Below are 7,364 nucleotides of genomic sequence, written 5' to 3'. Positions count from 1 at the left end.
CGTGCCGTTGCAACACGATACGACAAGCGCGATGACAATTATCTCGCCTCGGTACAACTCGCCTCAATCCGCATCTGGTTGCGCTTTAATGAGTCGGTGACCTAGGGTTCGCGCCGTAACTCAAGCAACCAATTATTGCCCCGGACCGCCGCCTGCCCCGGGCGCGCCAACCGTGCCAATACCGCCGAACAAATCTTCGAAGAAGCTGCTTTCGCGGCCCAATGTTGGTGTCTTGTCGCCTTCGGGATTGATCCGCGCGATATATTCCATGCCGAATTTATTCACCGACGCCACATTACCGGCGTCATCAAAGCGGACATGAAGGACGGTCTGATCCGATGCACGTGGTTTGGAAAAAGCGAGCTGTCGCGAATCGCGGGCAAAATAATACCAATCATTTTGATCAAACTGTCCCACAAAAGTCGGACGGCCCAGCGATGCTTGCACCGATTGTTTATTGTCGACCCCAGCGGTGACCGCATCGATCAAGCTGCTGTCGCCCACATAACCTTGGTGGGTGCGCAGCCTTGTGCATCCCGAAGCGCCCAATGCCAGTGCGGCAAGCGCAGTCACAGCAATTGCGCGGCGATTGGACGATAGTAACTTATATACGGACATTTTGGTCTCCGGGCTGGGCAATTTATACGAGCGGATGATAACAGTCCGATCTTGCAATTGCCATTGCATCCTTTGGCAGGCAAGATCAATAAGCATCGCAAAATGAACATTCGATGAGCAAAGCCGGAGTAATCACCATGTCCTTGTTAAAAAACCTGTTCGGGCCGAAACAACCCAATCCCAACCAAGCGCTTCGTCCGCTTTATTTGATGGTGATCGCCAAGGGGCGGGAGCTGCACTGGTATGAAAATGGGCAAGTGCCCGATACATTGGACGGCCGATTTGACATGATCAGTTCGATCCTGGCTTTGGTTTTGCTGCGCATGGAAAGCTTCCCCGAATTGGCGCAGGAAGCTGCATGGCTCACCGAAATTTTCGTGGAAGATATGGATGCACAAATGCGTGAAGCGGGAATTGGCGATGTGGTGATTGCCAAAGATATGGGTAAGGTCATGGGCGTTTTGGGCGGACGTCTGGGGGCGTTTCGCGGCGCGTTTGATGACAAGAAAACGCTGAAAGACGCTATTAAGCGAAATATTTACGGCGGGGAAAAAGTGGACAAGGACGCGCTTGCCCATGTGGCTAAAGCTTTCACCGCTTATTGGAAACAATTGAACAAAAGCAGCGCGAAGCAGTTGATGGCGGGACAGCTTGCATGACGTCAGAAAATGAATTTAGCCGAACCGTCAAATTGGCGGATATCGGCGCAGGTGACATGAAGCATAATATCGCGGCGAGCGAGAGCGAGCGGGCCGCCTTGTCGGAGCGTTTTGACTTATTGTCGCTGGAGAAGCTAGAGGCCGTTATTACAGTATCAGCGACAGAAAAGGGCATTAGCGCGAAAGGCAAAATTTGGGCCGAGCTGGTGCAGGCATGCACAGCAACAGGTGAGCCGGTGCCGGACAGCATTGCCGATGATATCGACTTGCTGTTCATGGCACCGCCGCAACATGGGGAAGATGCCGAAATCGAGCTATTGCCCGATGAATGTGAAGTGATTTTCCACGATGGCAAGGTTGTGGATTTGGGCGAAGCCGCCGCCCAAAGCATGGGATTGGCCATCAATCCCTATCCGCGCAGCAAAATAGCCGACGAAAAATTGCGGGCTGCAGGGGTTAAAAGCGAGGAGGAGGAAGCCCGGGAATTGGAAGCAAGAAAGGCCGTATCCGGTCCGTTTGCTGGCCTGGCTGGATTGCAGCAGCCAAAGAATAAACCCTGAATGTTTGACGCGAAACTGCGTCCGGTAATCGATCCGCCCTTAAATGCGGCGGCCCGGCAATTGGTTCGTTTGGGGGTCAGCGCCAATATGCTCACCATCGCAGGCGCGTTGATCGGTCTTGGCGCGGCGGCGGCGATTGCGCTGCAATATTATACCGCTGGATTATTGCTCGTTGCGGCCAACCGGTTGCTTGACGGGCTTGATGGTCCGGTAGCGCGCATAAAGGGACCCAGCGAATTTGGCGGCTATCTCGACAGCCTTGCCGATTTCCTATTCTATGTCTCGGTGCCTGCTGCCTTTGGTATCGCCAATCCCGCTAACGCGTTACCTGCATTATTTTTGGTATCCAGCTTCACCATTACCGCCGTCAGCTTTCTGGCCTTTGCCGCCGTCGCCGCACGGGCGGGCGCGAATGATGGAGCGCATGGCAAAAAGGCGTTTATCTATTCCACCGGTTTGATGGAAGGGGCCGAGACCATCGCCTTTTTTATCGCCATGTGCCTATTCCCGCTTTGGTTTCCGGCACTGGCTTGGATATTCACGGCGCTCTGCGTGGCCACCGTGTTGCAGCGTATAGCAATGGCCAGACGGCAGTTTGACTGAAGCCATCAACCCCGCCGCCAGTTGAAATATTTTTCCGCAAAGGCGAGCAGCTTTTCCGGTTTACGCGCCAGTTTATACTGACCGACCACATATTTGTCGGCTTCGTTCCACGTGGGATAGGGCGCGATGGGCTGCGCCAGTTTTGACAGGCCCATATTATTGCGCATCGCCAAAGTAAACTGCGCGAGCATTTCACCGGCATGGCTCGCGACAATAGTCACGCCCAATATCTTGTCGCTGCCTTTCGCCGTTATCACTTTGACAAAACCGGCGGTCTCGCTTTCGGCAATGGCGCGGTCAAGGTCGTCCAGATGATAGTGTGTGACATCAAATTCCTTATCCTGCTGCGCGGCTTCTTCCTCGGTTAGGCCGACGGTCGCCACTTCTGGGTCGGTATAGGTGACGCGCGGCAGGACATCATAGCTCACCCGGTATTTTTTGAACGGACTGGCCAGCGAATTGATCGTTGCGTGCCAAGCCTCATGGCTTGCGCCGTGGGTGAATTGCTGTTTGCCCGCAACATCGCCCGCCGTGTAAATATGCGGCATCAGGCTGGTCAGGCTATCATCGACCACCATCCGCCCATTTTCGTCCAGCAGTCCTAATTGCTCAAGCCCGAAACCAGTCACCCGGGCGCGGCGGCCGACCGCCACGATCAGGGCATCATAGGCAATCGCCGTTTCGCCGCCTTCTGATTCGGCGATTAAGCTGTTGCCGCCCTCCACCCGAACCGCCTTGTGGGTGAGGCGCACATCAACGCCCTCTTTTTGCAAATGCTCGAGGATCACGGCGGCGGCTTCGGCATCTTCTTTGCCGAGCAACCGGTCCGCCATTTCAACAATCGTCACCTGGCTGCCCAAACGCTGAAAACTTTGCGCCAGCTCGCACCCGATCGGTCCGCCGCCCATGATGATCATCCGCTGCGGCGGATTGGGCAGCCCCGACAAAGCATCCCACAGCGTCTCACTGGTCAAATAGCCGCTCTCTTCCATACCCGGCAGCGGCGGGACAAAGGGGGCGGCGCCTGTGGCAATGATGAAATTCTTACCCGTCATGCGTGACGTCGTGCCGCCTTGATGCGCAATCTCTACCGTCCAAGGATCGACAAATTTGGCATAGCCCGCGACGCAGTCAACGCCTAGCCCTGTAAAGCGTTCGACACTGTCATGCGGTTCGATATCCTTAATGACCGATTTGACCCGCGCCATAACTTCGGCAAAGTCCAGCGTTGCCTTCGCGGCCTTCAAGCCATAGCGGTCGGCATGCTCGATATGCGATGCGATTTTGGCGCTTTTGATCAGCGCTTTGCTCGGTACGCATCCGGTATTCAGGCAATCGCCGCCCATCTCATTGGCTTCAATCAATGTCACCTTGGCCTTCACTGTGGCCGCAATATAGGAGGAAACAAGCCCGGCGGAACCGGCCCCAAGAACAATCAAATTGCGATCAAATTTTTTGGGCTTGGTCCACCCTTTATAGGCACGGCGGCGCTTAATTGCGGCGATAATGGCTTTGGTGATCCAAGGGAAAATAGCAAGCGCGGCAAAAGATCCAATGACCGCCGGCGTAAACAGCCCCGATGCCGATTCGATATTGGCGATTTGAGTTCCCGCATTCACGTAGACAATGGTGCCCGCGAGCATTCCCAATTGACTGACCCAATAATAAGTAGAGAGCCGAATTTTCGTCAGGCCCATGGCCAGATTGACAACAAAGAAAGGGACGACCGGGATCATCCGGATGGTGAAAAGGTAAAAAGCACCGTCACGCGCCAAACCTTCGTTCAATCCTTTTAACCGGTCGCCGAATTTTGCCTGCACCCAATCGCGCAGGACAAAACGGGACGATAAAAAGGCCAAGCTTGCGCCGATTGTCGATGCAAAGGAAACGATGATCGTTCCAGTGACGAGCCCGAATAACGCGCCCGCAACCAATGTCAAAATCGCAGCGCCAGGAAGCGATAGCGCCGTAGTTGCGACGTAAATCAGGAAAAATCCGCCAATAAACAGCCAAGGATTGGCAGCGTAACCGGCATCAAAATCGGCTTGCCTCGCCTTGAAATAATCAAGGCTGAGATATTCGCTTAAACCAAAATAGAAGAATGCAACTATCGCACTCGCCAGAATAACGACAAGACCGAGTTTTTTTATCATGCCCTTTTTTCGCTTCTGGCGGTCACATGGTTACTCCTAAAGCAGATCAAAAGGGCACATCATCGTCAAGATCGCTGTCAAACCCGCCGCCGCCTTGATTCCAGCCGCCACCAGAAGAAGAAGCAGACGAACCGCTGGACGCTCCGCCGCCCTGATTCCAGCCGCTATCCGACCCGCCGCTCATTCCGGCACCCCCGCCGCCACCTTTGGCACCATCGAGCATGACGAGCTTGCCATCGAATCCGCCAACGCTCACCTCGGTGGTGTAGCGGTCATTACCCGATTGGTCCTGCCATTTGCGGGTGCGCAGCTGACCTTCAATATAGACTTTGCTGCCTTTTTTCAGGAAGCGTTCGGCGACGCCGACCAGCCCATCGCTATTCAATACGATGCTATGCCATTCAGTGCGTTCGCGTTTTTCGCCGGTTTGTTTGTCTTTCCAATCCTCTGACGTCGCGATCCGCAAGTTGCAAATCCGCCCGCCATTTTGGAAACTTTTCACTTCAGGGTCCGCACCCAGATTGCCGACGATGATTACTTTGTTGACTGATCCAGCCATGACCTACCCCTTATATTTTTGCCGGACAGCTATCCAAGGCCGAAGCCAACCGCCGTCCAATATGTAATTCCGGCAGCAACATAGGCCATTGCAAACAAATATGTCACCATAAATATCGGCCATTTCCACCCATTTGTCTCGCGTTTAGCAACTGCGATTGTCGAGATACATTGCGGCGCAAATACGAACCATGCCAGAAAGGCCAGCGCCGTGGCCAGCGACCATTTGCCCGCCAACCGGTCGCCCAGCGATTGGGCCACTTGATCTTCGTCACCGCTGTCGTCAATCGCATAGGTGGTCGCAAGCGCCGATACCGCTACCTCCCGCGCGGCCATGGCAGGAATGAGTGCCAGCGCGATTTCCTTGTTAAAGCCAATGGGCCGAACGATAACTTCAACGCCGTCGGCAATTCGTCCAGCGATAGAATATTCGGCCTGGCCAACTCCGCTATTTTCCGGCGCTTTGGGAAAGCTGAGCAATGCCCATAAGATGACCGTCGAGGCGAAAATGATTGTCCCTGCCCGGCGCAGAAATAGCCACGCACGTTGCCACAGTCCCAGCACAATATCTCGCAGCCGAGGCCATTGATAGCGCGGCATTTCGAGGAGGAAGCTCCCTTGCGCGCCCTTTGCCACGCTGCGCCGGATTAAGAGCGCCGCCAGCATCGCGCCAACAATACCCGCGACATATAGTCCAAACAGAACAAGGCCTTTTAACCCAATACCCGGCCCGACGGTCTGCGCCGGGATAAAAGCGCCGATAATCACCGTATAAACCGGCAGGCGCGCAGAACAGGTCATGAGCGGCGCAATCAATATCGTGGTCAGCCGGTCCTTTTGATCCATAATTGTCCGCGTCGCCATAATCCCGGGAATAGCGCAGGCAAAGGAAGATAAAAGCGGGATGAAACTATGCCCGGACAAGCCGACACTGGCCATCATCCGGTCCATGACAAAGGCCGCGCGGGTCATATAGCCGGTCGATTCGAGCAGCAGGATGAATAAAAATAATATCAAAATCTGCGGCAGGAAAACGACCACGGAACCGACGCCCGCAATGATCCCGTCGTTGATCAGCGAGCGAATCCAATTGTCAGGAGTGATGGCGGTCACTTCCTGCGCGACGAAAGCGAAGGCTGCCTCTATCCACGCAATTGGCGTTTCCGACCAAGCGAACACCGCTTGGAACATTACAAAGAGCAAAGCGAATAATATCACGACACCAGCGACCGGGTGGAGCAATATGGAGTCCAATATACGGGTCCATTGCCGTGTCGGTGTCTCTCGTAAAATTGCTTTTTTGGCCAGCCGGTGCGCTTCGGCGGTCAGGCCCTTGCGATCGCGTTCGAGAGGTTCTTCCAAAATGGCGGGCTCGATGGATGGGCCTGTCAGGACCGATGCCAACCCCTCTGCCAATTGGTCGAGGCCGCGTTTGCGGACTGCTACGGTCGGTATCACGGGGACACCGAGCTCCGCCGACAAAAGATCTGTATCAATTTCCAACCCGTCGCGCACCGCCAAGTCGATCATATTCAGCGCAACCACAACCGGAAGGCCAAGGCCGATAAGTTCGAGTGTGAAGCGGAGATGATTGTCAAGATTGGCGGCATCGACCACAATGACAATCGCATCGGGCCTGCGCTGACCCGCTTGCCGCCCCAAGACGACATTGCGAGTGACCTCTTCATCAAGACTATCGGGAGTGAGGCTATAGGCCCCGGGCAGGTCGACAATCTCGGCGGGACGGCCATCGCCCAGCATGAAACGGCCCAATTTCCGTTCGACGGTAACGCCCGGATAATTTCCGATTTTTTGCCGCGCACCGGTGAGCGCATTGAACAGCGCACTTTTGCCCGCATTGGGATTGCCAACAAGGGCAATTAAGGGCGTCGTTATGGCGTCCATCAATCAATCGCGGTGCAATGGATGGCCAATGCAACTTTCCGGCGCAGCGCAATCGTCATGCGCCCAACCCGAACAGCAAGCGGATCGCGGAAGAATAAAATGCCGCGATGCAAAGGTTCGACCAATGCGCCTTCCTCCAGCCCGAGCGAGCGTAACCTATGCCCCTCGCTTTGTGGAATCGCTGGCCAATCAATCGAATCGACACGCAAAACGCGGCGTAAAGGAGCTTGGTGCAATTGCATAAGGCTTATTTGCAACCGATTCGCAATAACATCAAGCTTTCAATGTCGCTGTTTTGAAAAAATTTT

8 protein-coding genes are annotated in these 7,364 nt (G+C 54.7%); 3 read left to right on the top strand and 5 right to left on the bottom strand.

Annotated elements, in window-relative coordinates:
- Positions 1-132 precede the first annotated feature (132 nt).
- A complete protein-coding gene (locus ACFOWX_RS02770; RefSeq protein WP_381421049.1) occupies positions 133-618 on the bottom strand; it encodes an outer membrane protein assembly factor BamE in 486 nt (161 codons plus the stop codon).
- 113 nt (positions 619-731) lie between these two features.
- Between ACFOWX_RS02770 and ACFOWX_RS02765 the strand changes: the two genes are divergently transcribed.
- The 3 genes from ACFOWX_RS02765 to ACFOWX_RS02755 are packed head-to-tail and all read left to right on the top strand — an operon-like array spanning position 732 to position 2,440.
- Positions 732-1,277 carry a ubiquinol-cytochrome C chaperone family protein gene (locus ACFOWX_RS02765; RefSeq protein WP_381421047.1) on the top strand — a complete coding sequence of 182 codons (546 nt, stop codon included), beginning with the start codon at positions 732-734 and terminating at the stop codon, positions 1,275-1,277.
- Positions 1,274-1,837: a YceD family protein gene (locus tag ACFOWX_RS02760; RefSeq protein ID WP_381421046.1), complete on the top strand. Its 564-nt coding sequence runs from the start codon at positions 1,274-1,276 to the stop codon at positions 1,835-1,837. The genes ACFOWX_RS02765 and ACFOWX_RS02760 overlap by 4 nt, the downstream gene beginning before the upstream one ends.
- Positions 1,838-2,440: a CDP-alcohol phosphatidyltransferase family protein gene (locus ACFOWX_RS02755; RefSeq protein WP_381421044.1), complete on the top strand. Its 603-nt coding sequence runs from the start codon at positions 1,838-1,840 to the stop codon at positions 2,438-2,440.
- A gap of 5 nt (positions 2,441-2,445) precedes the next feature.
- Here ACFOWX_RS02755 and ACFOWX_RS02750 read toward each other — a convergent pair whose 3' ends face one another.
- The 4 genes from ACFOWX_RS02750 to ACFOWX_RS02735 are packed head-to-tail and all read right to left on the bottom strand — an operon-like array spanning position 2,446 to position 7,298.
- Entirely contained in the window at positions 2,446-4,593 is a 2,148-nt protein-coding gene (locus tag ACFOWX_RS02750) for an FAD-dependent oxidoreductase (RefSeq protein WP_381421042.1), read from the bottom strand.
- 46 nt (positions 4,594-4,639) lie between these two features.
- Positions 4,640-5,152 carry a single-stranded DNA-binding protein gene (ssb, locus tag ACFOWX_RS02745; protein ID WP_381421041.1) on the bottom strand — a complete coding sequence of 171 codons (513 nt, stop codon included), beginning with the start codon at positions 5,150-5,152 and terminating at the stop codon, positions 4,640-4,642.
- A 29-nt stretch (positions 5,153-5,181) separates the two neighbouring features.
- On the bottom strand, positions 5,182-7,056 hold the full coding sequence (gene feoB, locus ACFOWX_RS02740; RefSeq protein ID WP_381421039.1) for a ferrous iron transporter B: 1,875 nt from the start codon (positions 7,054-7,056) through the stop codon (positions 5,182-5,184).
- Positions 7,056-7,298: a FeoA family protein gene (locus ACFOWX_RS02735; protein ID WP_381421037.1), complete on the bottom strand. Its 243-nt coding sequence runs from the start codon at positions 7,296-7,298 to the stop codon at positions 7,056-7,058. The genes feoB and ACFOWX_RS02735 overlap by 1 nt, the downstream gene beginning before the upstream one ends.
- Positions 7,299-7,364: the final 66 nt, after the last annotated feature.

The organism is Sphingorhabdus arenilitoris, assembly GCF_042651485.1.
Lineage (GTDB): Bacteria > Pseudomonadota > Alphaproteobacteria > Sphingomonadales > Sphingomonadaceae > Sphingorhabdus_B > Sphingorhabdus_B arenilitoris.
This window is presented reverse-complemented; position numbering and strand designations above follow the sequence as displayed.

Bases quoted from the DNA above. Each gene is read 5' to 3' on its own strand.
- ACFOWX_RS02770 (WP_381421049.1), bottom strand. From the start codon at position 618: ATGTCCGTATATAAGTTACTATCGTCCAATCGCCGCGCAATTGCTGTG.
- ACFOWX_RS02765 (WP_381421047.1), top strand. From the start codon at position 732: ATGAGCAAAGCCGGAGTAATCACCATGTCCTTGTTAAAAAACCTGTTC.
- ACFOWX_RS02760 (WP_381421046.1), top strand. From the start codon at position 1,274: ATGACGTCAGAAAATGAATTTAGCCGAACCGTCAAATTGGCGGATATC.
- ACFOWX_RS02755 (WP_381421044.1), top strand. From the start codon at position 1,838: ATGTTTGACGCGAAACTGCGTCCGGTAATCGATCCGCCCTTAAATGCG.
- ACFOWX_RS02750 (WP_381421042.1), bottom strand. From the start codon at position 4,593: ATGATAAAAAAACTCGGTCTTGTCGTTATTCTGGCGAGTGCGATAGTT.
- ssb (WP_381421041.1), bottom strand. From the start codon at position 5,152: ATGGCTGGATCAGTCAACAAAGTAATCATCGTCGGCAATCTGGGTGCG.
- feoB (WP_381421039.1), bottom strand. From the start codon at position 7,056: ATGGACGCCATAACGACGCCCTTAATTGCCCTTGTTGGCAATCCCAAT.
- ACFOWX_RS02735 (WP_381421037.1), bottom strand. From the start codon at position 7,298: ATGCAATTGCACCAAGCTCCTTTACGCCGCGTTTTGCGTGTCGATTCG.